General features: G+C 57.3%; 24 protein-coding genes. 18 read left to right on the forward strand and 6 right to left on the reverse strand.

The features are described from left to right. Positions 1-27 precede the first annotated feature (27 nt). Positions 28-1,218 (reverse strand): maltose/maltodextrin ABC transporter substrate-binding protein MalE, encoded by a 1,191-nt coding sequence (malE, locus tag ACMWJS_RS19140; RefSeq protein WP_045909150.1) that lies wholly within the window; start codon positions 1,216-1,218, stop codon positions 28-30. Between the two features lie 370 nt (positions 1,219-1,588). On the opposite strand from malE, the gene malK reads away from it, so the two are divergent. The 5 genes from malK to ubiA all read left to right on the forward strand — a co-directional run bounded on the left by malK (position 1,589) and on the right by ubiA (position 6,721). Continuing rightward, the gene (gene malK, locus ACMWJS_RS19145) at positions 1,589-2,698 is read left to right on the forward strand and encodes a maltose/maltodextrin ABC transporter ATP-binding protein MalK (RefSeq protein ID WP_008500080.1); all 1,110 of its coding nucleotides are present in this window, start codon (positions 1,589-1,591) and stop codon (positions 2,696-2,698) included. Between the two features lie 71 nt (positions 2,699-2,769). Then, positions 2,770-4,095 (forward strand): maltoporin, encoded by a 1,326-nt coding sequence (locus ACMWJS_RS19150; RefSeq protein ID WP_074168353.1) that lies wholly within the window; start codon positions 2,770-2,772, stop codon positions 4,093-4,095. 112 nt (positions 4,096-4,207) lie between these two features. Further along, positions 4,208-5,161, forward strand: a complete 954-nt coding sequence (gene malM, locus ACMWJS_RS19155; protein WP_048226423.1) for a maltose operon protein MalM — start codon at positions 4,208-4,210, stop codon at positions 5,159-5,161. Positions 5,162-5,341: 180 nt separating this feature from the next. Continuing rightward, a complete protein-coding gene (ubiC, locus tag ACMWJS_RS19160) occupies positions 5,342-5,839 on the forward strand; it encodes a chorismate lyase (RefSeq protein ID WP_021242729.1) in 498 nt (165 codons plus the stop codon). 12 nt (positions 5,840-5,851) lie between these two features. After that, entirely contained in the window at positions 5,852-6,721 is an 870-nt protein-coding gene (ubiA, locus tag ACMWJS_RS19165; RefSeq protein WP_262821611.1) for a 4-hydroxybenzoate octaprenyltransferase, read from the forward strand. An 89-nt stretch (positions 6,722-6,810) separates the two neighbouring features. On the opposite strand, the gene zntA is transcribed toward ubiA, so the two are convergent. Both zntA and ACMWJS_RS19175 read right to left on the reverse strand, forming a co-directional pair. Continuing rightward, positions 6,811-8,982, reverse strand: a complete 2,172-nt coding sequence (gene zntA, locus ACMWJS_RS19170; RefSeq protein ID WP_414747425.1) for a Zn(II)/Cd(II)/Pb(II) translocating P-type ATPase ZntA — start codon at positions 8,980-8,982, stop codon at positions 6,811-6,813. A gap of 76 nt (positions 8,983-9,058) precedes the next feature. Further along, positions 9,059-9,685: a lysoplasmalogenase gene (locus ACMWJS_RS19175; RefSeq protein WP_045909154.1), complete on the reverse strand. Its 627-nt coding sequence runs from the start codon at positions 9,683-9,685 to the stop codon at positions 9,059-9,061. 129 nt (positions 9,686-9,814) lie between these two features. On the opposite strand from ACMWJS_RS19175, the gene ACMWJS_RS19180 reads away from it, so the two are divergent. Then, on the forward strand, positions 9,815-10,174 hold the full coding sequence (locus ACMWJS_RS19180) for a DUF2500 domain-containing protein (protein WP_048030196.1): 360 nt from the start codon (positions 9,815-9,817) through the stop codon (positions 10,172-10,174). 82 nt (positions 10,175-10,256) lie between these two features. Here ACMWJS_RS19180 and ACMWJS_RS19185 read toward each other — a convergent pair whose 3' ends face one another. Together ACMWJS_RS19185 and rsmD are read right to left on the reverse strand one after the other, a co-directional pair. After that, complete coding sequence (locus ACMWJS_RS19185; RefSeq protein ID WP_008500088.1) at positions 10,257-10,538, reverse strand: DUF1145 family protein; 282 nt, start codon at positions 10,536-10,538, stop codon at positions 10,257-10,259. After that, the gene (gene rsmD, locus ACMWJS_RS19190) at positions 10,522-11,124 is read right to left on the reverse strand and encodes a 16S rRNA (guanine(966)-N(2))-methyltransferase (protein ID WP_223539873.1); all 603 of its coding nucleotides are present in this window, start codon (positions 11,122-11,124) and stop codon (positions 10,522-10,524) included. Before rsmD ends, ACMWJS_RS19185 begins: the two co-directional genes overlap by 17 nt. 127 nt (positions 11,125-11,251) lie before the next feature. Here rsmD and ftsY point away from each other — a divergent pair, with 127 nt between their 5' ends. The 6 genes from ftsY (at position 11,252) to livJ (ending at position 18,237) form a co-directional block, all read left to right on the forward strand. Continuing rightward, on the forward strand, positions 11,252-12,712 hold the full coding sequence (ftsY, locus tag ACMWJS_RS19195) for a signal recognition particle-docking protein FtsY (protein WP_414747426.1): 1,461 nt from the start codon (positions 11,252-11,254) through the stop codon (positions 12,710-12,712). Between the two features lie 2 nt (positions 12,713-12,714). After that, a complete protein-coding gene (gene ftsE / locus ACMWJS_RS19200; RefSeq protein WP_025758973.1) occupies positions 12,715-13,380 on the forward strand; it encodes a cell division ATP-binding protein FtsE in 666 nt (221 codons plus the stop codon). Further along, entirely contained in the window at positions 13,373-14,428 is a 1,056-nt protein-coding gene (ftsX, locus tag ACMWJS_RS19205) for a permease-like cell division protein FtsX (RefSeq protein ID WP_414747427.1), read from the forward strand. Before ftsE ends, ftsX begins: the two co-directional genes overlap by 8 nt. 251 nt (positions 14,429-14,679) lie before the next feature. Next, positions 14,680-15,537 carry an RNA polymerase sigma factor RpoH gene (gene rpoH / locus ACMWJS_RS19210; RefSeq protein ID WP_008500093.1) on the forward strand — a complete coding sequence of 286 codons (858 nt, stop codon included), beginning with the start codon at positions 14,680-14,682 and terminating at the stop codon, positions 15,535-15,537. Positions 15,538-15,673: 136 nt separating this feature from the next. After that, positions 15,674-16,939, forward strand: coding sequence for a 4-aminobutyrate--2-oxoglutarate transaminase (locus ACMWJS_RS19215; protein ID WP_414747428.1), 1,266 nt, complete (start codon positions 15,674-15,676; stop codon positions 16,937-16,939). Positions 16,940-17,136: 197 nt separating this feature from the next. Next, positions 17,137-18,237 carry a branched chain amino acid ABC transporter substrate-binding protein LivJ gene (gene livJ / locus ACMWJS_RS19220; RefSeq protein ID WP_072163886.1) on the forward strand — a complete coding sequence of 367 codons (1,101 nt, stop codon included), beginning with the start codon at positions 17,137-17,139 and terminating at the stop codon, positions 18,235-18,237. A 133-nt stretch (positions 18,238-18,370) separates the two neighbouring features. Here the strand turns inward: livJ and panM are convergent, their stop codons facing one another. Beyond that, positions 18,371-18,754 carry an aspartate 1-decarboxylase autocleavage activator PanM gene (panM, locus tag ACMWJS_RS19225; RefSeq protein ID WP_045909159.1) on the reverse strand — a complete coding sequence of 128 codons (384 nt, stop codon included), beginning with the start codon at positions 18,752-18,754 and terminating at the stop codon, positions 18,371-18,373. Between the two features lie 424 nt (positions 18,755-19,178). Between panM and livK the strand changes: the two genes are divergently transcribed. From livK to ugpB, 6 genes are all read left to right on the forward strand, one after another. Further along, a complete protein-coding gene (gene livK / locus ACMWJS_RS19230) occupies positions 19,179-20,288 on the forward strand; it encodes a high-affinity branched-chain amino acid ABC transporter substrate-binding protein LivK (RefSeq protein ID WP_008500098.1) in 1,110 nt (369 codons plus the stop codon). Between the two features lie 46 nt (positions 20,289-20,334). Then, positions 20,335-21,261: a high-affinity branched-chain amino acid ABC transporter permease LivH gene (gene livH, locus ACMWJS_RS19235; protein ID WP_008500099.1), complete on the forward strand. Its 927-nt coding sequence runs from the start codon at positions 20,335-20,337 to the stop codon at positions 21,259-21,261. Then, entirely contained in the window at positions 21,258-22,535 is a 1,278-nt protein-coding gene (gene livM, locus ACMWJS_RS19240; RefSeq protein ID WP_048226437.1) for a branched chain amino acid ABC transporter permease LivM, read from the forward strand. Before livH ends, livM begins: the two co-directional genes overlap by 4 nt. Then, positions 22,532-23,299 (forward strand): high-affinity branched-chain amino acid ABC transporter ATP-binding protein LivG, encoded by a 768-nt coding sequence (livG, locus tag ACMWJS_RS19245; RefSeq protein ID WP_024906698.1) that lies wholly within the window; start codon positions 22,532-22,534, stop codon positions 23,297-23,299. The genes livM and livG overlap by 4 nt, the downstream gene beginning before the upstream one ends. 1 nt (position 23,300) lies before the next feature. Next, positions 23,301-24,014, forward strand: coding sequence for a high-affinity branched-chain amino acid ABC transporter ATP-binding protein LivF (gene livF / locus ACMWJS_RS19250; RefSeq protein ID WP_414747429.1), 714 nt, complete (start codon positions 23,301-23,303; stop codon positions 24,012-24,014). A gap of 248 nt (positions 24,015-24,262) precedes the next feature. Further along, a complete protein-coding gene (gene ugpB / locus ACMWJS_RS19255) occupies positions 24,263-25,579 on the forward strand; it encodes a sn-glycerol-3-phosphate ABC transporter substrate-binding protein UgpB (RefSeq protein ID WP_008500103.1) in 1,317 nt (438 codons plus the stop codon). Positions 25,580-25,634 lie beyond the last annotated feature (55 nt).

The raw sequence follows: 25,634 nt of genomic DNA on the forward strand, positions 1-25,634 counted from the left end.
CCCCCCCGCTACCCGCCGTTTTTCTGCTTACTTCGTAATACGACCCTGAGCATCTTTCAGCGCGGCATCAACGGTCTGGCGACCGCTTGCAGCGTTGATAACCGCGGTACGGGTGGCGTACCAGAATGCGGCCATCTGTGGGATGTTCGGCATGATTTCGCCTTTCTGGGCGTTATCCATGGTGGCCGCGATACGTGGGTCTTTCGCCAGCTGATCCTGGAAAGATTTCAGCGCGACGGCGCCCAGCGGTTTGTCCTTGTTCACTTCATCCAGACCCTGATCGGTCAGCAGGTAGTTTTCGAGGAACTCTTTCGCCAGCTCTTTGTTCGGGCTGGCAGCGTTGATGCCTGCGCTCAGCACGCCAACGAACGGTTTAGACGGCTTGCCTTTGAAGGTTGGCAGCAGCGTCACGCCGTAGTTGATTTTGCTCTTATCGATGTTGGTCCAGGCCCACGGACCGTTGATGGTCATCGCGGTTTCGCCTTTGTTGAACGCCGCTTCCGCGATGGAGTAATCGGTATCCGCGTTCATGTGTTTGTTCTTGATCAGGTCAACCAGGAAGGTCAGACCCGCTTTCGCACCTGCGCTGTCGACGCCCACGTCTTTCACGTCGTATTTGCCGTTTTCAAACTTGAATGCGTAACCGCCGTCGGCAGCAATCAGCGGCCAGGTGAAGTACGGCTCTTGCAGGTTGAACATCAGAGCAGATTTACCTTTCGCCTTCAGCTCTTTATCCAGTTTCGGGATCTCTTCCCAGGTTTTCGGTGGGTTAGGGACCAGGTCTTTGTTGTAAATCAGAGACAGAGCTTCAACCGCGACAGGGTACGCGATCAGCTTGCCGTTATAGCGAACGGCATCCCAGGTGAACGGGAACAGTTTGTCCTGGAACGCTTTGTCCGGGGTGACTTCAGCCAGCAGGCCAGACTGCGCGTAACCGCCGAAACGGTCATGCGCCCAGAAGATGATGTCCGGGCCGTCGCCGGTTGCCGCAACCTGCGGGAATTTCTCTTCCAGTTTGTCCGGATGCTCTACGGTTACTTTGATGCCGGTGTCTTTCTCGAATTTTTTGCCCACTTCGGCCAGGCCGTTATAGCCTTTGTCGCCGTTAATCCAGATAACCAGTTTGCCTTCTTCAATTTTGGCGAGCGCCGGTGCGGAAATCATCATTGCTGCGAGGGCGGACAATGCGAAAACGCGTGCGCCAGTCTTGATATTCATATCTGCCATCCTTTTTGGTGATGTCTCGTGGTATGACTTCAGTGGTTCAACGTGACTCAGTCTCCTTATTTGACATCCTCTTTCCATCCTCCCAACCCCTACGCCCCACCCCCCGTTTGTGTGATCTCCGTTGCATAAATTTAAGTTATGAGTGCTGGCGCACATAAAAACGCACTGAATTTTGCAAGCGGCTTCACGAATTTTGCCCTGGCCCGCCCGTGCCGGTCGCAGAGCCTGCTCTCTCATCCTCCCGCCTCCTCCCCCATAAAAAAGCCGGGGGGTGGAGGATTCGGGAAAGTAATGGATACCCCATAGTGAACTTATCTTGAATGTTTCTGTCGGTGACAGGTTGTAACGAAGGGAGAAGGGCATGGCGAGCGTACAGCTGCGTAATGTAACGAAAGCCTGGGGTGACGTTGTGGTGTCGAAAGACATCAATCTGGACATCCACGAAGGTGAATTCGTGGTATTTGTCGGCCCATCAGGCTGCGGTAAATCAACTCTGCTGCGTATGATTGCCGGTCTTGAAACCATCACCAGCGGCGACCTGCTGATCGGTGATACCCGAATGAATGACATCCCGCCTGCCGAACGTGGCGTAGGCATGGTGTTCCAGTCTTATGCTCTCTATCCCCATCTTTCCGTCGCCGAGAACATGTCTTTTGGTCTGAAGCTGGCCGGCGCGAAGAAAGAGGTCATTAACCAGCGCGTGACGCAGGTGGCGGAAGTGTTACAGCTGGCGCACCTGCTGGAGCGTAAGCCGAAAGCGCTTTCCGGCGGTCAGCGTCAGCGTGTGGCGATCGGCCGTACGCTGGTTGCCGAGCCGCGCGTCTTCCTGCTCGACGAACCGCTTTCCAACCTGGATGCCGCCCTGCGCGTCCAGATGCGTATCGAAATCTCCCGTCTGCACAAGCGTCTTGGCCGCACGATGATTTACGTCACCCACGATCAGGTCGAAGCGATGACCCTCGCCGACAAAATTGTGGTGCTGGATGCCGGCCGCGTGGCGCAGGTGGGCAAACCGCTGGAGCTGTATCACTACCCGGCAGACCGCTTTGTTGCGGGCTTTATTGGCTCGCCAAAGATGAACTTCCTGCCCGTCAAAGTGACCGCGACCGCGATTGAACAGGTACAGGTGGAGCTGCCAAACCGCCAGCAGGTCTGGCTGCCGGTCGACAGCGCCAACGTACAGGTGGGGGCAAACATGTCCCTCGGTATTCGTCCTGAGCATTTACTGCCGAGCCACATCGCCGATGTGACGCTGGAAGGTGAGGTTCAGGTCGTCGAACAGCTTGGTCACGAAACACAGATTCATATCCAGATCCCCGCCATCCGTCAGAACCTGGTCTACCGCCAGAACGACGTGGTGTTGGTAGAAGAGGGTGCCACATTCGCTATCGGCTTGCCGCCAGAGCGCTGCCATCTGTTCCGTGAGGATGGCACTGCATGTCGTCGGTTGCACAAAGAGCCAGGCGTTTAAGCAATCCCAAAAGAAGACACGAAACCGACAGGTGAAGTGTTCAAAGAAAAGCAATGATCTCAGGAGATAGAATGATGATTACTCTGCGCAAACTTCCTCTGGCAGTTGCCGTCGCAGCGGGCGTAATGTCTGCTCAGGCAATGGCCGTGGATTTCCATGGTTATGCTCGTTCCGGTATCGGCTGGACGGGGAGTGGCGGCGAACAACAGTGCTTCCAGGCAACCGGTGCTCAAAGTAAATACCGTCTGGGTAACGAATGTGAAACCTATGCGGAACTGAAGCTGGGCCAGGAAGTGTGGAAAGAAGGCGACAAGAGCTTCTACTTCGACACCAACGTAGCGTACTCCGTGGCGCAACAGAACGACTGGGAAGCCACTGATCCGGCGTTCCGTGAAGCCAACGTGCAGGGTAAAAACCTGATTGAGTGGCTGCCAGGTTCCACCATCTGGGCCGGTAAGCGCTTCTATCAGCGTCATGACGTCCACATGATCGACTTCTACTACTGGGATATTTCAGGTCCTGGTGCGGGTATCGAAAACGTCGATCTGGGCTTCGGTAAACTGTCTCTGGCCGCGACCCGTTCTCAGGAAGCGGGCGGTTCATACATCTTCACCAGTAACGATATCTATCATAACTTCAAAGACACCGCTAACGACGTCTTCGATGTGCGTTTAGCGCAGATGGAAATCAACCCGGGCGGTACGCTGGAGCTGGGTGTTGACTATGGCCGAGCTAACAAAACTGACGGTTACAGCTTCGCTGACGGCGCATCTAAAGATGGCTGGATGTTCACCGCTGAACATACCCAGAGCATGCTGAAAGGCTACAACAAGTTTGTTGTCCAGTACGCTACCGATGCAATGACCACTCAGGGCAAAGGTATTCCGCAGGGTTCCTTCACCGGCAACAACTATGACAAAGACGCTGAAATTGGTGTTGTAGACAACAAGATCAACAACAACGGCTCTCTGGTTCGTATTCTTGACCACGGTGCGATCTCTCTGGGTGACAGCTGGGATCTGATGTACGTCGGTATGTATCAGGATATCGATCGTGACGACAACAACGGTACGACCTGGTACACCGTGGGTGTGCGCCCAATGTATAAATGGACGCCAATCATGAGCACCTTGCTTGAAGTGGGCTACGACAACGTTAAGTCGCAGAAAACTGACGATACCAACAACCAGTACAAAATTACCCTTGCACAGCAATGGCAGGCCGGTGACAGCATCTGGTCCCGTCCAGCGATCCGTGTCTTCGCAACTTACGCGAAGTGGGATGAGAAATGGGGTTATGACAACGGCATTGCAAAAAGCGATACCAAAGCCACAACCTACAGCCGCGGTGACAACGACGAGTGGTCCTTCGGCGCCCAGATGGAAATCTGGTGGTAATACCGTCTTAACCTGACGTAATGACCAAACTGAGGGGCGCAAGCCCCTCAATCCTTGGGACGGCGCGCTATTGCCTGGCTACCGCTGACCTGTGCATTTTGAGGTGATAACAATGAAAATGAACAAAACTCTCCTTGCCCTTTGTTTATCCGCAGGGCTGCTGGCGAGCGCGCCTGCTGTAACGCTCGCTAATGTGAATTTCGTTCCGCAAAACACAACATCCGCGCCAGCCATACCGGCCGCAGCGTTGCAACAGCTGGTCTGGACGCCTGTCGATCAATCTAAAGCCCAAACGACCCAGCTCTCGACGGGGGGACAACCGCTTAATGTTCCAGGCATCAGTGGCCCGGTGGTCGCATACAGCGTGCCCGCTAATATTGGCGAACTGACGTTAACGCTCTCCAGTGAAGTCAATAAACAGACCAGCGTCTTTGCCCCGAACGTGCTGATTCTTGACCAGAACATGACGCCTTCTGCATTCTTCCCGAGCGAATACTTTACCTATCAGGAACCCGGCGTCATGAGCGCAGACCGCCTGGAAGGAGTAATGCGCCTGACGCCTGCGCTGGGTCAGCAGAAAATTTATGTGCTCGTCTTCACCACGGAAAAAGATTTGCAGCAAACCACCACGCTGCTTGATCCTGCGAAGGCCTATGCCAAAGGCGTAGGTAACGCCGTACCGGATATTCCGGACCCGATTGCCCGCCATACCACTGACGGCCTTGTGAAGCTGAAAGTGTCGACCAGCAGTGCATCCAGCGTCCTGGTCGGCCCGCTGTTTGGCTCCTCCGGTACCGGCCCTGTCACTGTAGGTAATACCGCTGCACCTGCCTATACCGCACCTGCTGCCACGGCAGCCGCACCGGTAGCGACCGCAGCGCCAGCCCCGGCGAAGAAAGCGGAGCCGGTACTGAACGACACCGAAGAATACTTCAACAACGCCATTAAGCAGGCGGTGAAGCGCGGCGATGTCGATAAAGCGCTGAAACTGCTTGATGAAGCCGAACGTTTAGGTTCAACCACTGCCCGTTCCACCTTTATCAGCAGTGTAAAAGGCAAGGGGTAACCGTTTCCCCGCAGTGCTGATTTGTTAGTCGTTTGGTGCGCCTGAGTGGGCGCACTTTTTTTCGTCTCCGCCGGGCTGTTGCACTCTTGTTGCGATCGTGATCGTTAAATAACGTTTGGCCCCCCTCAATCCGTGTTTCTGCGATACAATGCCATTACGTTATGTATCGGAGAGTCTGGCATGTCACACCCTGCGCTAACGCAACTGCGTGCGCTGCGCTATTTCGACCAAATACCTGCGCTTGATCCCCAGCAACTGGACTGGTTGCTGCTGGAAGACTCCATGACGAAACGTTTTGAGCAGCAGGGAAAAACGGTCACGGTGACCCTGATTCAGGAAGGGTTTGTCTCTGGCGATGAGATCGCCAACGAGCTGCCGCTGCTGCCGCACGAGCCACGTTACTGGCTGCGTGAAATTTTACTTTGTGCCGATGGCGAGCCGTGGCTTGCCGGGCGGACGGTGGTGCCCGAGTCCACCCTTTCCGGGCCAGAACTGGCGCTGCAACGTCTGGGGAAAACGCCGCTGGGGCGTTACCTTTTCACCTCGTCTGAGCTTACCCGGGATTTTATTGAGATTGGTCGTGATGCCGAACTGTGGGGGCGTCGTTCCCGCCTTCGCCTGAGCGGTAAGCCGTTAATTCTGACGGAGCTTTTTTTACCGGCATCGCCGTTGTACTAAGAGGAAGAAAAAATGGAGTGGAGCCTGACGCAGAATAAGCTGTTGGCGTATCACCGCTTAATGCGTACCGATAAACCGATTGGCGCGTTACTGCTACTGTGGCCGACCCTATGGGCGCTGTGGCTTGCCACGCCGGGCGTGCCGCCGCTGTGGATCCTTGGCGTGTTCGTGGCTGGCGTCTGGCTGATGCGCGCGGCGGGCTGCGTGGTCAATGATTATGCCGATCGTAAATTCGACGGCCATGTAAAGCGTACAGCCGGTCGTCCGTTACCCAGCGGGCAGGTCACCGGGAAAGAAGCCCGCGTGCTGTTCATCATTCTGGTGCTACTCTCTTTCCTGCTGGTGTTAACCCTCAACACCATGACCATCCTGCTTTCCGTTGCGGCGCTGGCCCTGGCCTGGGTTTATCCGTTTATGAAGCGCTATACCCACCTGCCTCAGGTGGTGCTCGGGGCGGCGTTTGGCTGGTCGATTCCGATGGCGTTTGCGGCGGTTAGTGAGTCCTTACCGCTCAGCTGCTGGTTGATGTTCCTGGCGAACATACTTTGGGCGGTGGCGTACGACACGCAGTACGCGATGGTTGACCGCGATGACGACCTGAAAATTGGCATCAAATCCACCGCCATCCTCTTTGGCCGTCAGGACAAGCTGATTATCGGTATCCTGCAGGTCGCGGTACTGGCGCTGATGGTGGCGATCGGTCGCCTGAACGGGCTGAACTGGGAATTTTACTGGTCCGTGCTGGTGGCGGGGCTGCTGTTTGCCTACCAGCAAAAGCTGATTGCGAAGCGCGAACGCGACGCCTGCTTCAAGGCGTTTATGAACAATAATTACGTCGGTCTGGTGCTGTTTTTAGGGCTGGCGATGAGCTACTTCATATAAAAAAAGCCGGGTGGCGGCTTCGCCTTACCCGGCCTACGATTTAGCAGGATATGTAGGCCCGGTAAGCGTCAGCGCCACCGGGCGTTTTTTTACCGGCGACGCAACAGCCGGAGCGCGTTCGCCGTCACCAGCACCGTCGCGCCGGTATCCGCCAGCACCGCCAGCCACAGCCCGGTCATGCCCAGCAGCGTGGTCACCAGGAAAATCCCCTTCAGCCCCAGCGCGATGCCGATGTTCTGACGGATATTGGCCCGCGTCGCGCGCGCAAGATCGATCATCTGCGCCAGCCCGGTCAGGCGGTTGTGGGTCAGCGCCGCGTCAGCCGTTTCCAGCGCCACGTCCGTCCCGCTGCCCATCGCAATACCGATGGTGGACGCTTTCATCGCCGGGGCATCGTTAATCCCGTCACCGACCATCGCCAGCGGCGCCTGAGCATTCAGTTCCGTCACCGCGCTGACCTTATCCGCCGGCAGCAATCCGGCTTTAAACGCCAGCCCCAGCTCACCGGCAATCGCTGCCGCCGCGCGCGGGTTATCGCCGGTGAGAATCACGCCCTGCACGCCCAGCTGATGGAGCGCTGCCACGGCCTCTTTTGCGTCATCGCGCAGGGTATCGCGCAGCGCCAGCATCCCTTTTGCGGTGCCGTCCTGCATAACGGTCACGACAGTTTGTCCGGTCTGTTCTAACGCCTCCACCTCTGGCGTAGAAGACTTGCCCGCCGCGACAATCAGTACCTTTTTACCGTCAACGGTGGCCTCAATCCCTGTCCCGACCAGCGCCCGCTGGGCAGTTGCCGGAGGGATGTTCAGCCCGCGCGACTGCGCTTCTCGCACAATCGCCTGCGCCAGCGGGTGAGTGGACCCCTGCTCAACGGCGGCGGCCAGGGTCAGCAGTTCATCTTCACTGATGTCCTGCGGATAGACGCCGGTCACCTGCGGCTTGCCCACGGTTAGCGTGCCGGTTTTATCAAAGGCGATATGCTGGACCTGGCTTAGCTGCTCCAGCGCCGCGCCGCCCTTAATCAGAGCCCCGCGACGTGCCGCAGCCGCCAGCCCGGACGTAATGGCCGCCGGGGTGGAAATCACCAGCGCGCACGGACAGCCGATCAGCAATAGCGTCAGCCCTTTATAAATCCACCCCTCCCACGGCGCGCCAAAGAACAGCGGCGGAACGACGGTAACCAGCAGGGCAACCAGCATAATGGCGGGCGTGTAGATCCGGCTGAAGCGGTCGATAAAGCGTTCGACCGGCGCGCGGCGCTCTTCGGCCTCTTCAATCAGCTTCAGGATGCGGTCGATGGCGCTGTCACCCGGCTCGGAAAGCACGGTGAGCTGCACCAGACGGTCGACGCTGGTGGCGCCTGCTGGCACTTTTTCACCCGCCTCACGTTCGACCGGAATGGATTCGCCGGTCAGGGCGCTTTCATCAAAGCTCGCGGTGGCGGTAAGCAGCGCACCGTCTGCAGGCAAGCGTCCGCCTGCCGCGACTTCAATCACGTCGCCCGGACGAAGGGTCGTGATGGCGACCGTTTCTCGCGTGCCGTTTACCACGCGCGTGGCGGTTTCCGGCTTCAGCGCCATCAGCGCGCTGACCCCTTTACGCGCCCGGCTGGCTGCCCAGCCCTCAAGGCGTTCACCGATTAAGAACAGCAGCAGCACCATCGCCGCTTCTGCCGTCGCGCCAATAAACAGCGCGCCGATGGCCGCCACGCTCATCAGCGTTTCGATGGCAAACCAGCTGCCGCTTTTCATCAGGCGTAGCGCCTGACGGGCAATCGGGAACAGACCGACCAGCGTGGTGGCGATAAACGCCAGGTTGCCGAACGGATGGTTAATCTGTTCCAGCCCCCAGCTCAGGGCCATCATGATGATGAGGGTGATGAGCGGCAGGTTTTCCCGCAGGGATGACGTTTTTTCCGCGGGCGCGGCTTCGCTACGCAGGCTGTAACCCGCCTTGCTTACCGCGGCTTCAACCTGTTTGCTGACGTCGTTTTCGGCGCTAACCAGCAGCTTTTCGGTGGCGAACAGCACCTGAACGTGGCTGACGCCCGGCACCTGTTTCACCGCATTTTCTACTTTACGGGCGCAGGCGGCGCAGTCCATGCCGTTAACGACCCAGCTGTAGCGGTTGCCGCTTTCGGGCAGCATTTCCGTTTGCGTTTCGCACGTGCCTTCGCAGCAGCAGCCATCTTGCGGCGGAACCGGACTGAGCTTAAGCGCCGAGAATTGAGGAACTTTTTTGGGTGTTTCTGGAGTCGACATGGCAGTCTCCGGCAATGATAATTTTCTCATTAACCGCAGCATACACTCTGGAGTCGACTCCAGAGTCAAGCGTTATTTAGATATACAGCGAACGCACAATCAGGAAGTGCCCGGCAAAGTAACAGGCGGCGGCAATCGCGTTATCCGCCCGGAAACGGCGGCGATAGTGGCTGCCCAGCCACACGATATTCCCAATCAGCAGCAGCGCGGCGCCGAAGAACGCGGACATTGCCGGAGCGGTCGGACGGAAGAACCACAGTTCACCTGCCAGCCATACCATCACAAGGGTCATGGCGATAAACGTGCAGACCGGCAAACGCATCTCTTCCAGACGCGACCAGATCACCGCGATCAGCAGGGCGCCAATCACCAGCAGGACCAGCGGCAGCGGCCAGAAGAAAGAGAGCGTCATCTGGCTGGCGAAGTAGATGGTATACAGCAGATGCGACAGGAAAAATGCCCCTACGGCATACAGCAGGCGCTGGCGCGGCAGCAGGGTCAGGGCGTCGCCAATCAGAGAGGCGCACAGCCCGGCGAGCACCAGATAGCTGACGGCGTTGAACATCGGCGCTTGCCAGGCCAGCAGCAACAGGAGCAACAGCGTGACGGGTTTAAACAGCCAGCGCTGCCAGGTGGGACCACGGTACGACGCATCGACATAAAGCCATGCGGAAAAACAGACAGCGATAAATGACCAAAGCATATTAACTCCCTGTATCTGTTAAGTCTGAATAATCAGTTTCTGATCCAGTGTAGTGACGCGGGCGGGCGTTTGGCAATGGCGGGAAAGGCAGGGTATCCTGAATTCCGCATAATCTGATGGGATTGTAGAATGAGCAAGATGCCGCTGTTTTTTATTATCGTGGTGGCGATTATCGTCATTGCCGCCTCGTTCCGCTTCGTGCAGCAGCGCCGCGAGAAGGCGGATAACGATGCCGCACCGCTGATGCAAAAGCGCGTGGTGGTGACGAACAAACGCGAAAAACCGCTCAATGACCGCCGCTCGCGCCAGCAGCAGGTGACGCCTGCGGGCACAACAATGCGCTATGAAGCGAGCTTTAAGCCGGAAACGGGCGGCCTCGAGATGACCTTCCGCCTGGAGGCGCAGCAGTACCACCAGTTGACGGTGGGAGAGAAAGGAACGCTGAGCTACAAAGGGTCGCGATTCGAAGGGTTTGCACCGGAGCGGTAACGCCGGGCGGCACTGCGTTTGCCCGGCCTACAGGATTTCGTAGGCCCGGTAAGCGAAGCGCCACCGGGCGATAGCGCGCACCTTACTTCTTCACCTGCGCCTTAAACTTCTTCATCCACACCAGCAGCTCAAACACGCCGAAAATAAACACGCGCAGCTGCTGCCAGCCCGTCATCTGCGGGCCGTCTTTCGGCAGACCGTTTTTCAGCATCACCATCTGCAGGGCGTGCATGAACGAGGTGAAAATCAGCGCGACGTTAACGAAAATATTCATCGGACGCGGGAACGGGTGCACCAGGTTGAGCAGCAAAAACGCCCAGACGCCCAGCATCAGCAAGCGTCCCAGATTAATCAGTACCGGCATCGGATCCTCCTTGTGCCTGACGGTGATACAGACGATAAGCAACCTGACCTGCGACTTTTTCACGGTGCAGATCCCAGTGGGCGGGAACCGGCGGTATACCGTTTTCCACTTCGCTTTCCACGTAAATCAATGCGTCATCCGCCAGCCAGCCGTTTTGCTCCAGCAGGGATAACGTCTCCTCCAGCAGCCCCTTGCGGAACGGCGGGTCGACAAACACCACGGTGTGCGGCGTGCCCTTTTGCGCGAGGAAGCTCAGCGTGTTGGTGTTCACCACTTTCGCATTGCTCGCTTTCAGCGTCGCCAGATTTTGCTGCAGCGTCTGCGCCACGCCGCGCTCCATCTCCAGCAGCGTGGCGCTGGCAGCATAGCGCGACAGCGCTTCCAGCCCGAGCGCGCCGCTACCGGCGAAGCAGTCCAGGCAGCGGGCGTCTACCATTGACGGGGCCAGCCAGTTAAACAGCGTCTCGCGCACGCGGTCGGTAGTAGGGCGTAAACCGGGGCTGTCCGGCACCGGTAATTTCCGGCCTCGCCACTGACCGCCGATAATACGAATTTGACCGGCCGGGGCGCGGTTGGGTTTCTTCATCTCAGGAAAGCTCTGTTAACAATTGGCCTGCGATTGCGGGCGGTGATGTCAATTAAGTAAAGTGTTAGACTATTTCATCATTTTTTTAGCTTCCATGTATATAGCGCCGCGAGGAGTGTAGTCGCAGATGGCAAAACAAAAAAAACGTGGCTTCTTTTCCTGGCTGGGCTTCGGTGAAAAAGAGCAAGAAACAGAACAGAAAACCGAAGATCAACAAGCCGTTGAAGAGCCGTCGCAGCCTGAAACGCCTGTAGAAACCGCCGCGGTTGTCGACGCGGAAGAGACGGCGCACAGCAAAGAAGAGGTTGAAACCTTTGCTGAAGAGGTGGTTGAGGTCACTGAACAGGTTCAGGAAAGCGAGAAGCCAGAGCCGGTTGTCGTAGAAGCCGCTATCGAAGCACCACAGGCTGCTATCGAACACGAAGAGCTTCCGCTGCCGGAAGAGGTCAAAGACGAAGCGGTGTCTGCCGAAGAGTGGCAGGCCGAAGCGGAAACCGTTGAAATCGTTGAGGCGGTGGAAGAAGAGGCGGCGCTTGAGCCAGAGCTGACCGACGAAGAGCTGGAAGCTCAGGCGCTGGCGGCCGAGGCCGCTGAAGAAGCGGTTATCGTTGTGCCGGTAGAAGAGCAGGCCGAAGAAGAGACCGTTCAGGAGCAGGAAAAACCGACCAAAGAGGGTTTCTTCGCGCGCCTGAAGCGCAGCCTGCTTAAAACCAAAGAAAACTTAGGTTCCGGATTTATCAGTCTGTTCCGCGGCAAGAAGATCGACGACGATCTGTTTGAAGAGCTGGAAGAGCAACTGCTGATTGCGGACGTGGGTGTCGAAACCACCCGTAAGATCATCACTAATCTGACCGAAGGGGCGAGCCGCAAACAGCTGCGTGACGCCGAAGCGCTGTACGGCCTGCTGAAAGACGAGATGGGTGAAATTCTCGCAAAAGTTGACGAACCGCTTAATATTGAAGGCAAAACGCCATTTGTTATTCTGATGGTCGGCGTGAACGGCGTGGGTAAAACCACCACCATCGGCAAGCTGGCGCGTCAGTTCGAGCAGCAGGGTAAATCGGTGATGCTGGCGGCGGGCGACACCTTCCGTGCGGCGGCGGTTGAGCAGCTGCAGGTCTGGGGCCAGCGCAACAACATCCCGGTCATTGCTCAGCATACCGGCGCGGATTCCGCGTCCGTGATCTTTGACGCCATCCAGGCAGCGAAGGCGCGCAACGTGGACGTGCTGATTGCCGATACCGCAGGGCGTTTGCAGAATAAATCGCACCTGATGGAAGAGCTGAAGAAAATCGTTCGCGTCATGAAGAAGCTGGACGAAGACGCACCGCATGAAATTATGCTGACCATTGATGCCAGCACCGGACAGAACGCCATCAGCCAGGCAAAACTGTTCCATGAAGCGGTAGGACTGACGGGGATCACGCTGACCAAACTGGACGGCACCGCGAAAGGCGGGGTGATCTTCTCCGTGGCCGACCAGTTCGGCATTCCTATCCGTTACATCGGTGTGGGCGAGCGTATTGAGGATTTACGTCCGTTTAAGGCGGACGACTTTATTGAGGCATTATTTGCCCGAGAGGACTAACAATGATTCGCTTTGAACACGTCAGCAAGGCCTATCTCGGTGGGAGACAAGCGCTGCAGGGGGTCACATTCCACCTGCAGCCGGGCGAGATGGCATTCCTGACCGGCCATTCCGGCGCGGGGAAAAGTACCCTGCTCAAGCTTATCTGTGGGATCGAGCGGCCAAGCGCCGGGAAAATCTTTTTCGGCGGCCATGAGATCAGCCGCCTGAAAAACCGCGAAGTGCCGTTCCTGCGTCGTCAGATCGGCATGATTTTCCAGGATCACCACCTGCTGATGGATCGCACCGTTTTCGATAACGTGGCCATTCCGCTGATTATTGCCGGCGCCAGCTATGATGATATCCGCCGTCGCGTTTCCGCGGCGCTGGATAAGGTCGGGCTGCTGGACAAAGCGAAGAACTTCCCGATCCAGCTCTCCGGCGGTGAACAGCAGCGCGTGGGTATCGCCCGTGCGGTGGTGAACAAGCCTGCGGTGCTGCTGGCGGATGAACCGACCGGTAACCTGGACGATGCCCTGTCAGAAGGGATTTTGCGTCTGTTTGAGGAGTTTAACCGCGTGGGGGTTACCGTATTGATGGCGACGCACGACATCGGGCTGATATCCCGTCGTTCGTACCGCATGCTGACCCTGAGCGACGGTCATTTGCACGGAGGCCACGGTGAATAAGCGTGATGCAATAAACCAGATTCGGCAGTTCGGGAACCGGTTTGACCGTTTCCGTAAGCCGCAGGGCGGGGGTGACGGCAATCGTAATGCGCCGAAGCGCCAGAAGGCCGCGCCAAAGCCAGCCTCCCGTAAAACCAACGTGTTTAACGAGCAGGTGCGCTACGCGTTCCACGGCGCGCTGCAGGACCTGAAAAGCAAACCGCTGGCGACGTTCCTGACGGTGATGGTGATCGCCATCTCCCTCACGCTGCCAAGCGTCTGCTATATGGTCTATAAAAACGTCAACCAGGCGGCGTCGCAGTATTATCCGTCTCCGCAGATCACGGTCTATCTGGATAAAGCGCTCGACGATAACGCGGCGGCGCAGGTGGTTGGGCAAATTCAGGCCGAGCAGGGCGTGGAGAAGGTCAATTATCTCTCACGTGAAGACGCGCTGGGCGAGTTCAGGAACTGGTCTGGCTTTGGCGGCGCGCTGGATATGCTCGAGGAGAACCCGCTGCCCGCCGTGGCGGTGGTGATCCCGAAGCTGGATTTCCAGGGGACCGATTCGCTTAACACCCTGCGCGATCGCATCACGCGCATTAAGGGCATTGATGAAGTGCGCATGGATGACAGCTGGTTTGCGCGTCTCTCTGCTCTGACCGGGCTGGTAGGCCGCGTCGCGGCGATGATTGGCGTGCTGATGGTGGCGGCGGTCTTCCTCGTCATCGGCAACAGCGTTCGCCTGAGCATCTTCGCCCGTCGCGACACCATCAACGTGCAGAAACTGATTGGTGCGACGGATGGCTTCATCCTCCGACCGTTCCTTTACGGTGGCGCACTGCTCGGTTTTTCCGGCGCATTTCTTTCACTGATATTGTCAGAAATTTTGGTGATGCGGCTTTCCTCTGCCGTGACTGAAGTGGCGCAGGTTTTCGGAACCAGGTTTGATATCAGTGGTTTAGGGTTCGATGAGTGCCTGTTGTTGCTGCTGGTGTGTTCGATGATTGGGTGGGTAGCCGCGTGGCTGGCAACCGTTCAACATTTACGTCACTTTACTCCTGACTAATAAAAGCGTGATATAATCTTTCCCTGCACCGAGATGTTCGCTCTGCAGGGAAAGCGTCCCTGTTGTCTCTTCCCCTGTTATCATCTCCATGTCACATTTTGTGCGTAATTTATTCACCGTTGCACCTGGAACTTGTGGATAAAATCACTGTCTGATAAAAGAGTGAATGCTAATCTCGTTGCTCAAACGCTTTGGCATGGTTGTTGCCTGACGGGGACAACCTGGACCAGAAGAAACACTGAGAGGAATGAATGACCAAAGAAATGCAAACTTTAGCTTTAGCCCCTGTTGGTAACCTGGAATCTTACATCCGGGCTGCGAACACCTGGCCGATGTTAACGGCCGAGGAAGAAAAGGAGCTTGCTGAAAAGCTGCATTACCAGGGCGATCTGGAAGCAGCGAAAAAGCTGATCCTGTCTCACCTGCGCTTTGTTGTTCACATTGCTCGTAATTATGCGGGCTATGGCCTGCCGCAGGCGGACTTGATTCAGGAAGGTAACATCGGCCTGATGAAGGCTGTGCGTCGCTTTAACCCGGAAGTGGGTGTGCGACTCGTCTCCTTCGCCGTACACTGGATCAAAGCAGAAATTCATGAATACGTGCTGCGCAACTGGCGTATCGTGAAAGTCGCCACGACAAAAGCGCAACGCAAACTGTTCTTCAACCTGCGTAAAACCAAGCAGCGTCTGGGCTGGTTCAATCAGGATGAAGTGGAAATGGTGGCGCGCGAGCTGGGCGTATCCAGCAAAGACGTGCGTGAGATGGAATCCCGTATGGCCGCGCAGGACATGACCTTCGATATGTCCTCCGACGACGACGCATCCGACAGCCAGCCAATGGCACCGGTTCTGTATCTGCAGGATAAAACCTCTAACTTTGCTGACGGCATCGAAGAGGACAACTGGGAAGATCAGGCCGCGAACAAGCTGAGCTATGCGATGGAAGGCCTCGACGAGCGTAGCCAGGATATTATCCGCGCCCGCTGGCTGGACGAAGACAACAAGTCCACGCTGCAGGAGCTGGCCGACCGCTACGGCGTCTCTGCGGAACGTGTCCGTCAGCTTGAAAAGAACGCCATGAAAAAACTTCGCGCCGCTATCGAAGCGTAATTTCCGCGAAGTACACCGAGAACCCCTGGATGAGAGTCTGGGGGTTTTGTTTTTTTAGCGCCCGCTCTGGCGAATTCCCTCCCCCTGGCAAACACTTACTGATGCGCTAAGCAGGCGACTTTCTCAGGGGGACAGGGTGAAAAACAACGAACTGAACGACCGGCGTTTACAGGCGACGCCTCGCGGCATCGGCGTGATGTGTAACTTCTATGCCGATAAAGCAGAAAACGCCACGGTGTGGGACGTCGAGGGCAATGAGTACATCGACTTCGCCGCCGGTATCGCGGTGCTGAATACCGGCCATCGCCATCCCAAAGTCATTTCCGCCATCGAAAAACAACTCCACGCCTTTACCCACACGGCGTACCAGATCGTGCCGTACGAAGGCTACGTGGCGCTTGCCGAGCGCATCAACGCACGCGTGCCCATTGACGGCCCGGCGAAAACGGCGTTCTTCTCGACGGGCGCAGAAGCGGTGGAAAACGCCGTAAAAATTGCCCGCGCCTTTACCAGACGTCCTGGCCTTATCACCTTTGGCGGCGCGTTCCACGGCCGCACCTTTATGACCATGGCACTGACCGGCAAGGTTGCGCCTTACAAGCTCGGCTTTGGGCCCTTCCCCGGCTCGGTGTATCACGCGCAGTATCCGAATGAACTGCACGGCGTCAGCACCGCTGAGGCGTTGAAAAGCCTGGAACGTATCTTTAAAGCGGATATTGCTCCTGACCAGGTCGCAGCGATCATTCTCGAACCGGTTCAGGGGGAGGGCGGCTTCAACATTGCTCCTGCTGATTTTATGCAGGCGCTGCGCGCCCTGTGCGATACCCACGGCATTTTGCTGATTGCCGACGAGGTGCAAAGCGGCTTCGCCCGCACCGGCAAGCTGTTCTCGATGGAACACCACTGCGTGAAACCGGATCTGATCACCATGGCGAAAAGCCTGGCGGGCGGGATGCCGCTCTCGGCGGTGTCGGGCCGTGCTGAGGTGATGGATGCGCCCGCGCCGGGCGGGCTGGGTGGCACCTACGCAGGTAACCCGCTGGCGATTGCGGCGGCGCATGCCGTACTGGACGTGATTGATGAGGAAAATCTCTGCACGCGCTCGGCGCATCTGGGCCATCACCTGGTGGAAGTGCTGAACAAGGCGAAGGAACACTGCCCGTATATCGCGGATATTCGCGCCCAGGGGTCGATGGTGGCGGTGGAGTTTAACGACCCGCAAACGGGCCAGCCTTCGCCGGAATTTACCCGCCAGATGCAGGAGCGGGCGTTGCAGGAAGGGCTGCTTCTTCTGAGCTGCGGCGTCTACGGCAACGTCATTCGTTTCCTGTATCCGCTGACGATTCCCGAAGTGCAGTTCCGTAAAGCGCTGGACATTATCTCCGCCTCGCTGACACGTTAAAGCCATATGCCCGGCGAAAATCCCTGCCGGGCCTATCATATATTCATTTCAAATTAGCTATTCCAAAATCATAAAAATCGGGTATGTTTTAGCAGAGTATGCTGAAAAAGCGCGAACAGCACACCTATAAATGACATAAAGCGCTGCACAACAACATCACAACAATCGTAATAACCATAATAATGGGGAATCTCAGGATGAACATGAAGGGTAAAGCGTTACTGGCAGGATGTATCGCGTTGGCATTCAGCACCATGGCACAGGCAGACATTAAAGTGGCTGTGGTTGGCGCCATGTCCGGACCGGTAGCGCAGTACGGCGACCAGGAGTTTACTGGCGCAGAACAGGCGGTTGCAGACATTAATGCCAAAGGCGGTATTAAGGGCGAAAAACTGCAGATCGTAAAATATGATGATGCCTGTGACCCGAAACAAGCGGTCGCGGTCGCGAACAAAGTGGTGAACGACGGGATCAAATACGTTATCGGTCACCTGTGCTCTTCTTCTACTCAGCCCGCGTCTGACATCTACGAAGACGAAGGTATCCTGATGATCACCCCGGCTGCGACCGCACCGGAGCTGACCGCGCGCGGCTACAAGCTGACCCTGCGCACCACCGGTCTGGACTCTGACCAGGGCCCAACCGCGGCGAAATACATCGTTGAAAAAGTGAAGCCGAAGCGCATTGCCATCGTTCATGACAAGCAGCAGTACGGTGAAGGTCTGGCGCGTTCAGTGCAGGACAACCTCAAGAAAGCCAATGCCGATGTGGTGTTCTTCGACGGGATCACCGCCGGTGAGAAAGACTTCTCCACCCTGGTGGCGCGTCTGAAGAAAGAGAATATCGACTTCGTATACTACGGCGGCTACCACCCGGAAATGGGCCAGATCCTGCGCCAGGCGCGCGCAGCGGGTCTGAAAACCCAGTTCATGGGCCCGGAAGGGGTGGCGAACGTTTCTCTGTCTAACATCGCAGGTGAATCCGCTGAAGGCCTGCTGGTGACCAAACCGAAGAACTACGACCAGGTCCCTGCGAACAAACCTATCGTAGATGCCATCAAGGCGAAGAAACAGGATCCAAGCGGCGCGTTCGTCTGGACCACCTATGCGGCGCTGCAGTCTCTGCAGGCAGGCCTGAACCAGTCAGCCGATCCGGCTGAGATTGCCACCTGGCTGAAAGCGAACACGGTTGAGACCGTCATGGGGCCTCTTTCCTGGGACGCGAAGGGCGACCTGAAGGGCTTCGAGTTCGGCGTGTTTGACTGGCATGCTAACGGCACGGCGACCGACGCAAAATAAACGCAAATGGCAACCGTAAGGTTGCCATTTTAGTGTTTGCGCCCTCTCCCCGTGGGAGAGGGCCGGGGTGAGGGCATCAGACCGCACAGCACCTCGTAGGCCGGGTAAGGCGCAGCGGCCACCCGGCTTTCTTTTAGCGCTTCTCCCACCCGCTCTCCTGCGCCGTAAAGCCTAACGCCTGCATAAACGCCGCCATCACGTCGCGGTCTTCCACGCCCACGTCGGCCATCCACCAGGAGGTCACGCTCGGGTTTTCGCGGATCACTTCTTCAATTAAATACTGTCCCACGCCGCGACGACGGGTGACGTCACGTACGCGCAGCGAGTCCAGCGCCCCTTCTGTACCGCTCAGGGTGACGCGAACCGCTGCCAGCAGGCGCTCGTTAAAACGCGCGGCATAAATGCGGTGGGTCTCATCCACGCGTAGCGACGAAGGGGAATATTCCGGCCAGATCTTGCCCAGGTCGATATGATCCTGGTCGCTAAAGGTCACCAGACGCACGATAGTCAGTTTCATTAGCTACTTGTCCAAATCAAATTGAGTAGAGGCAGTGTACTCAATTTATTCACTCAGGGGCTTCCTCTTTTTATTCTCATTCGCCAGGTGATTAGTTTTTTGGCAACGCGTTGGGCAGTTTGAAAACACATGGATCGAAAAATACGCAGAATTTTAACCTGATGGGTAGTGATTTATTCGGCGCTTTGTGCCGTTATTTTATGCTGCAAACTGCACTTTTAGTTGTTTATCTCTGCCTGATTTCAGAATATTATCTTTGCTTAATAGCCTGAAAAATAGAGATTTTAGTCTGGTTTTTGACAAAAACCTGCGCTAAACCATTAAAGGCACTGGTAAAAATAGCGTTGTTCATTAAAAGTACAGAATGCTTTTTAACCATAATAAAACAAAATATAAACACGACATCACGAATGGGGATTCAGAGATGAAAAGGAACGCGAAGACGTTAATCGCGGGGATGGTCGCACTGTCGATCTCGCATGCCGCCATGGCGGAGGACATTAAAGTTGCGGTAGTGGGTGCGATGTCCGGCCCTGTTGCCCAGTGGGGTGACATGGAGTTCAACGGTGCGCGCCAGGCCATCAAAGACATCAACGCTAAGGGCGGCATCAAAGGCGACAAGCTGGTGGGCGTAGAATATGACGACGCCTGCGATCCGAAACAGGCCGTCGCGGTCGCTAACAAAATCGTCAACGATGGCATCCAGTATGTGATCGGCCACCTGTGCTCGTCGTCCACCCAGCCCGCGTCTGATATCTACGAAGACGAAGGCATTCTGATGATCACCCCCGGTGCGACTAACCCGGAACTGACCCAGCGCGGCTATCAGCACATCATGCGTACCGCCGGGCTGGACTCCTCTCAGGGGCCAACCGCCGCCAAATACATCCTTGAAACCGTCAAGCCGCAGCGTATCGCCATTATTCATGACAAGCAGCAGTACGGTGAAGGCCTGGCGCGCTCCGTTCAGGACGGCCTGAAAAAAGGCGGCGCAAACATCGTCTTCTTCGACGGGATTACCGCCGGTGAGAAAGACTTCTCCGCGCTGATCGCTCGTCTGCAAAAAGAGAATATCGACTTTGTTTACTACGGCGGCTACTACCCGGAGATGGGGCAGATGCTGCGTCAGGCGCGCGCCACCGGTCTGAAGACCCAGTTTATGGGGCCAGAGGGTGTGGGCAATGCCTCCCTGTCCAACATCGCCGGGGATTCTGCCGAAGGCATGCTGGTGACGATGCCAAAACGCTATGACCAGGATCCGGCCAACAAGGCTATCGTGGACGCGCTCAAGGCGCAGAAGAAAGATCCGAGTGGTCCGTACGTCTGGATCACCTACGCCGCCGTGCAGTCTCTGGCCACCGCGCTGGATCGTACCGGCAGCAAAGAACCGCTGGATCTGGTGAAAGATTTAAAAGCACACGGGGCGAACACCGTGATTGGGCCGCTGAACTGGGATGAGAAAGGCGATCTGAAGGGATTTGAGTTTGGTGTCTTTAAGTGGCACGCCGACGGGTCATCCTCGGCCGCCAAATAATTATCCCACCGCCCGGACTGACGGGCGGGTATAAAAAGGTTTGCATATGTCCGAGCAGTTTCTCTATTTCCTGCAGCAGATGTTTAACGGCGTCACGCTGGGAAGCACCTATGCGCTGATTGCCATCGGCTATACGATGGTTTACGGCATTATCGGCATGATTAACTTCGCCCACGGCGAGGTCTACATGATCGGTAGCTATGTCTCCTTTATGATTATCGCCGCCCTGATGATGATGGGCATCGACAGCAGCTGGCTACTGGTCGCCGCCGGGTTTGTCGGCGCGATTGTGATTGCCAGCGCCTACGGCTGGAGCATCGAGCGCGTGGCCTACCGGCCGGTGCGCAGCTCCAAACGCCTGATTGCGCTGATTTCCGCCATCGGGATGTCGATCTTCCTGCAAAACTACGTCAGCCTGACCGAAGGCTCGCGCGACGTGGCGCTGCCAAGCCTCTTTAACGGCCAGTGGATTGTGGGGGCCAGTGAAAACTTCGCGGCCTCTATCACTACCATGCAGCTGGTTATCTGGGTCGTGACCTTTATTGCAATGCTTGCCCTGACGCTGTTCATCCGCTACTCACGGATGGGACGCGCCTGCCGCGCCTGCGCTGAAGACCTGAAGATGGCGAGCCTGCTCGGCATCAACACCGACCGCGTGATTGCCCTGACCTTCGTGATTGGCGCCGCGATGGCGGCGGTAGCGGGCGTGCTGCTCGGTCAGTTCTACGGCGTGATCAACCCGTACATCGGCTTTATGGCCGGGATGAAAGCCTTTACCGCGGCGGTGCTGGGCGGTATCGGCAGTATTCCGGGCGCGATGATTGGCGGCCTGATCCTGGGCGTGGCGGAAGCGCTCTCCTCGGCGTATCTGAGCACGGAATATAAAGATGTGGTGTCGTTTGCCCTGCTGATTCTGGTTCTGCTGGTCATGCCTACCGGCATTCTGGGCCGTCCGGAGGTAGAGAAAGTATGAAACCGATGCATTTTGCAATGGCGCTGCTCTCTGCCGCCATGTTCTTCGTGCTGGCAGGCGTCTTTATGGGCGTCCAGTTAGGTCTGGACGGGACGAAGCTGGTGGTGGACGCCGCCCCCGACATCCGCTGGCAGTGGGTATTTATCGGCACTGCCGTGGTGTTCCTGTTCCAGCTGTTGCGTCCACTGTTCCAGAAGTCGCTGAAAAACGTCTCCGGGCCGAAATTCGTTCTGCCGGCCATCGACGGGTCTACCGTTAAGCAGAAGCTGTTCCTCGTGGCGCTGCTGGTGGCTGCCGTGGCGTGGCCGTTTGTGGTCTCTCGTGGCACCGTGGATATCGCTACCCTTACCATGATCTACGTGATCCTCGGTCTCGGTCTGAACGTGGTGGTGGGGCTCTCTGGCCTGCTGGTACTGGGCTACGGCGGCTTCTACGCCATCGGCGCCTACACCTTCGCGCTGCTGAACCACTATTACGGGCTCGGCTTCTGGACCTGCCTGCCGCTGGCGGGGCTGGTCTCAGCCGCGGCAGGCTTCCTGCTCGGTTTCCCGGTACTGCGCCTGCGCGGTGACTACCTGGCGATTGTGACCTTAGGCTTTGGTGAAATCGTCCGTATCCTGCTGCTGAACAACACCGAAGTGACCGGCGGCCCGAACGGCATCAGCCAGATCCCGAAACCAACCTTCTTCGGCCTGGAGTTCAGCCGTACCGCCCGCGAAGGCGGCTGGGACACCTTCAGTAACTTCTTCGGCGTGAAGTATGACCCGTCCGACCGTGTCATCTGGCTCTATCTGGTGGCGTTGCTGCTGGTAGTGATCACCCTGTTCGTGATTAACCGCCTGCTGCGCATGCCGCTGGGCCGCGCGTGGGAAGCGCTGCGCGAAGATGAGATTGCCTGCCGTTCCCTGGGCCTGAACCCGACCCGCATCAAGCTGACCGCGTTCACCATCAGCGCCGCGTTTGCCGGTTTCGCCGGGACGCTGTTTGCCGCGCGTCAGGGCTTCGTCAGCCCGGAATCGTTCACCTTTGCCGAATCCGCTTTTGTGCTGGCGATTGTGGTGCTCGGCGGGATGGGCTCGCAGTTTGCCGTTATCCTCGCGGCCATCCTGCTGGTGGTCTCGCGCGAGCTGATGCGCGACTTTAACGAATACAGCATGTTAATGCTGGGTGGTTTGATGGTGCTGATGATGATCTGGCGTCCGCAGGGCTTGCTGCCGATGACCCGTCCACAGCTGAAGCTGAAGAACGGGCAAGCGAAAGGAGAGCAGGCATGAGTCAGCCATTATTATCCGTTAACGGTCTGATGATGCGTTTTGGCGGCCTGCTGGCGGTCAACAATGTGTCACTGGATCTGCACAAGAAAGAGATTGTCTCCCTGATTGGCCCGAACGGCGCGGGGAAAACCACCGTCTTTAACTGCCTGACCGGTTTTTACAAGCCGACGGGCGGCACCATCATGCTGCGCGACAAGCATCTTGAAGGGCTGCCGGGCCAGCAGATTGCCCGCATGGGCGTGGTGCGTACCTTCCAGCACGTGCGTCTGTTCCGCGAGATGACGGTGATTGAGAACCTGTTGGTCGCGCAGCATCAGCAGCTGAAAACTGGGCTGTTCTCCGGCCTGCTGAAAACCCCGGCCTTCCGCCGTGCCCAGGATGAAGCGCTCGATCGCGCCGCCACCTGGCTCGACCGCATTGGCCTGCTGCAGCACGCCAACCGTCAGGCGAGCAACCTGGCCTACGGCGACCAACGTCGTCTGGAGATTGTGCGCTGCATGGTGACCCAGCCGGAGATCCTGATGCTCGACGAACCGGCGGCGGGCCTCAACCCGAAAGAGACCAAAGAGCTGGACGAGCTGATTGCCGAGCTGCGCGATCACCACGACACCACCATTCTGCTGATTGAGCACGACATGAAGCTGGTGATGGGCATTTCGGACCGTATCTACGTGGTTAACCAGGGTACGCCGCTGGCAAACGGCACGCCGGAAGAGATCCGCAACAACCCGGACGTGATCCGCGCATACCTGGGTGAGGCATAAGATGGAAAAAGCGATGTTAACGTTCGACAAGGTCAACGCACACTACGGCAAGATCCAGGCGCTGCACGATGTCAGCCTGCATATCAATCAGGGTGAAATCGTGACCCTGATTGGCGCCAACGGCGCGGGCAAAACCACGCTGCTCGGCACCCTGTGCGGCGACCCGCGCGCCACCAGCGGGCGGATTGTGTTCGATGGTAAAGACATTACCGACTGGCAGACGGCCAGAATCATGCGTGAGGCGGTGGCGATTGTCCCGGAAGGGCGTCGCGTCTTCTCGCGTATGACGGTGGAAGAGAACCTGGCGATGGGCGGTTTCTTCACCCATCGCGATGAATACCAGACCCGCATCAAGTGGGTGTACGAACTCTTCCCGCGCCTGTGGGAGCGTCGCATTCAGCGTGCGGGCACCATGTCCGGCGGTGAACAGCAGATGCTGGCAATTGGCCGCGCGCTGATGAGCCAGCCGCGTCTCCTGCTGCTGGACGAGCCGTCGCTCGGTCTTGCGCCGATCATCATCCAGCAGATATTCGACACCATCGAGCAGTTGCGTAAAGAGGGGATGACCATCTTCCTCGTCGAGCAGAACGCCAACCAGGCGCTGAAGCTGGCTGACCGTGGCTACGTGCTGGAGAACGGCCGCGTGGTGCTGGAAGACACCGGCGATGCGCTGCTGGCGAACGAAGCGGTGCGGAGCGCGTATCTGGGCGGCTGAGTCGTCTGTATCGCCCGGTGGCGCTTACGCTTACCGGGCCTACAGGGATCGAGTAGGCCGGGTAAGGCGTAGCCGCCACCCGGCTTTTTTAACCGCTACACCCCTTCACACAACCATCATCCCCCTGACCCTTTACTGTCACTTATCTGTAAACAAACAGTTATTTTTCTGTCATTCGAGCATGTCATGTTACCTCGCGAGCATAAAACGCGTGATATCGCGCATCCGGCACAATAAGAGAGATGACAATGACATCGTTACGACACACAGCTTTGGGTCTGGCACTGGGTCTGGCTTTTGCGACGAACGCAATGGCTGTGACGACCATTCCGTTCTGGCATTCCATGGAAGGGGAGTTGGGTAAAGAGGTTGACTCCCTGGCGCAGCGTTTCAACGACACCCATCCGGATTACAAAATTGTGCCGGTGTACAAAGGTAACTACGAGCAGAGCCTGAGCGCGGGCATCGCCGCCTTCCGTACCGGCAACGCGCCTGCACTGTTACAGGTTTATGAAGTGGGCACCGCCACCATGATGGCCTCCAAAGCTATCAAGCCGGTGTATGAAGTGTTCAAAGAGGCGGGTATCAACTTTGATGAATCCCAGTTTGTGCCGACCGTAGCGGGTTACTACACCGATTCCAAAACCGGACATCTGCTGTCTCAGCCGTTTAACAGCTCCACGCCGGTGCTGTACTACAACAAAGACGCCTTCAGGAAAGCCGGTTTAGACCCGGAGCAGCCGCCAAAAACCTGGCAGGACCTGGCCGAATACACCGCGAAGCTGAAAGCGGCGGGGATGAAGTGCGGCTACGCCAGCGGCTGGCAGGGCTGGATCCAGATTGAAAACTTCAGCGCCTGGCACGGCCTGCCGGTGGCGACCAAAAACAACGGCTTCGACGGCACCGATGCGGTACTGGAGTTCAACAAGCCGGAGCAGGTGAAGCACATTGCGCTGCTGGAAGAACTCAACAAGAAGGGCGACTTCAGCTACTTCGGGCGTAAAGACGAATCCACCGAGAAGTTCTACAACGGCGACTGCGCCATTACCACCGCCTCGTCCGGCTCTCTGGCGGATATCCGTCACTACGCCAAATTCAACTACGGCGTGGGCATGATGCCGTATGACGCTGACGTGAAGGGCGCACCGCAGAACGCCATCATCGGCGGGGCAAGCCTGTGGGTGATGCAGGGTAAAGACAAGGGCACCTATAAAGGCGTGGCCGAATTCCTCGACTTCCTGGCGAAGCCGGAAAACGCCGCCGAATGGCACCAGAAGACCGGCTACCTGCCGATCACCAAAGCCGCGTATGACCTGACCCGCGAGCAGGGCTTCTACAGCAAGAACCCGGGCGCGGATATCGCGACGCGTCAGATGCTGAACAAGCCGCCGTTGCCGTTCACCAAAGGCCTGCGCCTGGGCAACATGCCGCAGATCCGCACCATCGTGGATGAAGAGCTGGAAAGCGTGTGGACTGGGAAGAAAACGCCACAGCAGGCGCTGGATTCCGCAGTAGAGCGCGGGAATCAGCTGCTGCGCCGCTTTGAGCAGTCGACGAAATCGTAATTCAAACCTGCCCCTCACCCCGGCCCTCTCCCCAAAGGGGCGAGGGAGAAAACCG

This window comes from Enterobacter sp. HK-058-C-ECC (genome assembly GCF_047531125.1).
GTDB lineage: Bacteria > Pseudomonadota > Gammaproteobacteria > Enterobacterales > Enterobacteriaceae > Enterobacter > Enterobacter quasiroggenkampii.

Excerpts from the sequence above, each read along its gene's own strand:
- malE (WP_045909150.1), bottom strand. The coding sequence starts at position 1,218 with ATGAATATCAAGACTGGCGCACGCGTTTTCGCATTGTCCGCCCTCGCA.
- malK (WP_008500080.1), top strand. The coding sequence starts at position 1,589 with ATGGCGAGCGTACAGCTGCGTAATGTAACGAAAGCCTGGGGTGACGTT.
- ACMWJS_RS19150 (WP_074168353.1), top strand. The coding sequence starts at position 2,770 with ATGATGATTACTCTGCGCAAACTTCCTCTGGCAGTTGCCGTCGCAGCG.
- malM (WP_048226423.1), top strand. The coding sequence starts at position 4,208 with ATGAAAATGAACAAAACTCTCCTTGCCCTTTGTTTATCCGCAGGGCTG.
- ubiC (WP_021242729.1), top strand. The coding sequence starts at position 5,342 with ATGTCACACCCTGCGCTAACGCAACTGCGTGCGCTGCGCTATTTCGAC.
- ubiA (WP_262821611.1), top strand. The coding sequence starts at position 5,852 with ATGGAGTGGAGCCTGACGCAGAATAAGCTGTTGGCGTATCACCGCTTA.
- zntA (WP_414747425.1), bottom strand. The coding sequence starts at position 8,982 with ATGTCGACTCCAGAAACACCCAAAAAAGTTCCTCAATTCTCGGCGCTT.
- ACMWJS_RS19175 (WP_045909154.1), bottom strand. The coding sequence starts at position 9,685 with ATGCTTTGGTCATTTATCGCTGTCTGTTTTTCCGCATGGCTTTATGTC.
- ACMWJS_RS19180 (WP_048030196.1), top strand. The coding sequence starts at position 9,815 with ATGAGCAAGATGCCGCTGTTTTTTATTATCGTGGTGGCGATTATCGTC.
- ACMWJS_RS19185 (WP_008500088.1), bottom strand. The coding sequence starts at position 10,538 with ATGCCGGTACTGATTAATCTGGGACGCTTGCTGATGCTGGGCGTCTGG.
- rsmD (WP_223539873.1), bottom strand. The coding sequence starts at position 11,124 with ATGAAGAAACCCAACCGCGCCCCGGCCGGTCAAATTCGTATTATCGGC.
- ftsY (WP_414747426.1), top strand. The coding sequence starts at position 11,252 with ATGGCAAAACAAAAAAAACGTGGCTTCTTTTCCTGGCTGGGCTTCGGT.
- ftsE (WP_025758973.1), top strand. The coding sequence starts at position 12,715 with ATGATTCGCTTTGAACACGTCAGCAAGGCCTATCTCGGTGGGAGACAA.
- rpoH (WP_008500093.1), top strand. The coding sequence starts at position 14,680 with ATGACCAAAGAAATGCAAACTTTAGCTTTAGCCCCTGTTGGTAACCTG.
- livJ (WP_072163886.1), top strand. The coding sequence starts at position 17,137 with ATGAACATGAAGGGTAAAGCGTTACTGGCAGGATGTATCGCGTTGGCA.
- panM (WP_045909159.1), bottom strand. The coding sequence starts at position 18,754 with ATGAAACTGACTATCGTGCGTCTGGTGACCTTTAGCGACCAGGATCAT.
- livK (WP_008500098.1), top strand. The coding sequence starts at position 19,179 with ATGAAAAGGAACGCGAAGACGTTAATCGCGGGGATGGTCGCACTGTCG.
- livH (WP_008500099.1), top strand. The coding sequence starts at position 20,335 with ATGTCCGAGCAGTTTCTCTATTTCCTGCAGCAGATGTTTAACGGCGTC.
- livM (WP_048226437.1), top strand. The coding sequence starts at position 21,258 with ATGAAACCGATGCATTTTGCAATGGCGCTGCTCTCTGCCGCCATGTTC.
- livG (WP_024906698.1), top strand. The coding sequence starts at position 22,532 with ATGAGTCAGCCATTATTATCCGTTAACGGTCTGATGATGCGTTTTGGC.
- livF (WP_414747429.1), top strand. The coding sequence starts at position 23,301 with ATGGAAAAAGCGATGTTAACGTTCGACAAGGTCAACGCACACTACGGC.
- ugpB (WP_008500103.1), top strand. The coding sequence starts at position 24,263 with ATGACATCGTTACGACACACAGCTTTGGGTCTGGCACTGGGTCTGGCT.